Here is a 2,672-nt window from a genome sequence, read left to right as displayed (position 1 = left end):
CCTTTACTGCTGCCGGCACCTGTACCGCTGCCACCACCTCCGCCACCGGTACCGGAGCCATGTTCGCCTTTCGCACCGCCGCTGCCGGATCCGCTGCCTTCGCCACGGCCGCTGCCTGTACCTTTCGTACCGCCGCCGTTGCCTTTTCCTTCTCCGCCCAAGGCTTTGCCTTCGCCGTTGCCTTTACCGTTTTCAGCAGTATTCGGCCCGGTTTTGCTGCTTGAGTGTTCAGATGCTTTGGGAGATGGTTTAGGTTCTGCCTTCGGCTCTGGTTTTGGTTCAGGTTTTGGCTCGGGCTTCGGCTCTGGTTTAGGTTCCGGCTTAGGCTCGGGCTTAGGTTTCTCGATAGGTTTCGGTTTTTCCTTTTGCTGTACGATATCCGCTTTTTCTTTTTTCGTTACCACAGGTTTGATAACAGGTTTGGGCGGCTCGACAGGCTTAGGTTTGGGCTTCGGCTTGGGTTTTGGTTGTTCGGGGGTAGGCTCGGGGGCGGCAGGTGCGCCTTCGCCTTCAGGGCTGCCGTCGCCACCGCCGAAATCGCCCAAATCGACAAATTCAATATTCGCCATTTCGACAGGAGGCGGTTTGTGCGCGTGCCATAAAAGTGCAACCAAGCCGACGTGAATCAACGCAACGGAAGTCACGACGGCTGGAGTTAAAATTCGTTTTTTATCCATAATTCCGTTATGTTAATAGCAACAATTCCCGTTTGCAAGTCGTTTTACAGTCAAAATAAGCATTAATGCTTATATAGAAAGTTATAGACCTGCTGTTTTAAAGGCTGCATATCATAATATGATATTAGCTCTCATTACTAATATTATCAAACAAGCGGTCGTCTGAAAAGATAAACGGTATTGTAAAAGCCATCGCCTCTTACAATCTTTATGCCATCCGCACATCAGACCGATATTGAAACCTCATCAGACCGATAAAAATTCAAATAGTTTCAAACCATCTGTATTTTTTATCCATAAAATATCAGGCCGTCTGAAAACATTCTTTCAGACGGCCTGACTCAAACAAAATTATTTTTTCCGCTTCGCCCTTGGGTGCGCTTCATCATAAACACGCGCCAAATGGTCGAAATCCAGCTTTGTATAAACTTGCGTAGCGGAAAGATTGCTGTGTCCCAACAATTCCTGCACGGCACGGATATCGCCCGATGCCTGCAAAAGATGGGTTGCATAGCTGTGGCGCATCATGTGCGGTGAAATATGGCTGGCACTGCCCACGCGCACTGCCCACGCCTGCAGGCGTTTTTGGATTTGACGTTGCCCCAGCCTGCCGCCGTTCTTATTGGTAAACAAGGCCTGCTCGCCCTCTTTGGTAATACGCACTGCCAAATAATCGCGCAATGCCGCAATGCTTTTAGCCACTAAAGGCACTTGCCGTTGCTTGCCGCCTTTACCCTTCACACTGACCCAGCCTTCGTCCAAGACGATACCGTCCAGATTCAAACCTTGTATCTCGCTCAGGCGCAAACCGCTGCCATACATCAATTCAAACATGGCCTTATCGCGCACGTCCAATTCGTCATCAACAGGCGCATGGTCGAGAATATGGTTTAAAGGTTCTTGCGGCAGCGCTTTGGGCAGGCGTTCGGGCAGGCGCGGCGCTTTCATATTAAATGTCGGGTCGCTTTCCATGACTTCTATCTGCACCAGCCAACTGCAATACTGCCGCCACACCGACAATTTCCGCGCCAAGCTACTTTCGCTTAAGCCCTTTTGCGACAGCTTTTTCAATACCACCACAAAATCACGGCGCGTCGGCAGGCCGTTTTCAAGATTATCGGGCAACAGGCGCATCAACTCACTCAAATCGCGCCGATAAGCGGAAACGGTATGCTCCGACTTGCCTTGTTGCAGCAAGGTTTTCAGATAGCGTTCAAGATGAAGCGCAAAATTGTTTGATTCCGCCATTTCAGACGGCCTCCAATGCCGTTTTCAATGCCGAAGGCAAACGGCAGACACGCTGCTTACCATAATCGAAACACACCATGCCTGTCTGCACTTTCGCCAGCACAAGGCCATCTGAAATCCTGCAGATACGGTACAGCAAAGAAAAGCCCACACCGGCCACGCCTGCCGCACCCATTTCTACCGACAGTTCATCGCCATGATGACCTTGCGCCAAATACTGCACCGCCACATCCGCCATAATCAGGCCTGCCCCTCCTGCATCCATTTCACTCCAACCCAGCTTCGCCAGCCAACGCATCCGCACTTCATGGCACAAACGCAACACCGCATCATTCGCCAGATTGCCGCCATAGTTCACATCGCCCACCTGCACCGTCAAGGCCGTCTGAAACAAAGGCTTATCACACTCGGCCACCAAAATCCTATCCATTTTGCACACCCGTTTTCAATACTCTGCCATTATAAACCGAGACCCTGTTCGTTAATATATAAAAACAATGTAACAGCTTGTAGTTTTTCATTTCAAAAAACATTATAATTTATCGAATAAATTTACCCTTCACTACCTCAGGAGCTCCTCATGGCACTCGTATCCATGCGCCAATTATTGGACCATGCAGCCGAAAACAGCTACGGTCTGCCCGCATTCAACGTTAACAACCTCGAACAGATGCGCGCCATCATGGAGGCGGCCGACCAAGTCAACGCCCCCGTTATCGTTCAAGCATCCGCAGGCGCACGCAAATA

At 50.4% G+C, this 2,672-nt stretch carries 4 protein-coding genes; 1 reads left to right on the top strand and 3 read right to left on the bottom strand.

Going from position 1 to position 2,672, the window contains the following annotated elements; all coding sequences use genetic code 11:
• From ACTHSP_RS19345 to ACTHSP_RS19335, 3 genes are all read right to left on the bottom strand, one after another.
• Positions 1-677, bottom strand: a 677-nt coding sequence (locus ACTHSP_RS19345; RefSeq protein ID WP_440346707.1) for an energy transducer TonB, incomplete at its 3' end; no start/stop codon positions are given.
• Positions 678-1,028: 351 nt separating this feature from the next.
• Complete coding sequence (locus ACTHSP_RS19340; protein ID WP_293203627.1) at positions 1,029-1,925, bottom strand: tyrosine recombinase XerC; 897 nt, start codon at positions 1,923-1,925, stop codon at positions 1,029-1,031.
• Position 1,926: 1 nt separating this feature from the next.
• Positions 1,927-2,355, bottom strand: a complete 429-nt coding sequence (locus tag ACTHSP_RS19335) for an acyl-CoA thioesterase (RefSeq protein WP_440346706.1) — start codon at positions 2,353-2,355, stop codon at positions 1,927-1,929.
• A gap of 150 nt (positions 2,356-2,505) precedes the next feature.
• Here ACTHSP_RS19335 and ACTHSP_RS19330 point away from each other — a divergent pair.
• Positions 2,506-2,672, top strand: a 167-nt coding sequence (locus ACTHSP_RS19330) for a class II fructose-bisphosphate aldolase (RefSeq protein ID WP_440346708.1), incomplete at its 3' end; no start/stop codon positions are given.

The sequence above is a fragment of the Neisseria sp. P0001.S005 genome (assembly GCF_051963715.1).
Note: the sequence above shows the minus strand (reverse complement) of the source record. Positions and strands in the feature narration are given on the sequence as shown.

What these genes read in the sequence shown, in the direction of transcription:
- ACTHSP_RS19335 (WP_440346706.1), bottom strand. Translation starts at nt 2,355, where the DNA reads ATGGATAGGATTTTGGTGGCCGAGTGTGATAAGCCTTTGTTTCAGACG.
- ACTHSP_RS19340 (WP_293203627.1), bottom strand. Translation starts at nt 1,925, where the DNA reads ATGGCGGAATCAAACAATTTTGCGCTTCATCTTGAACGCTATCTGAAA.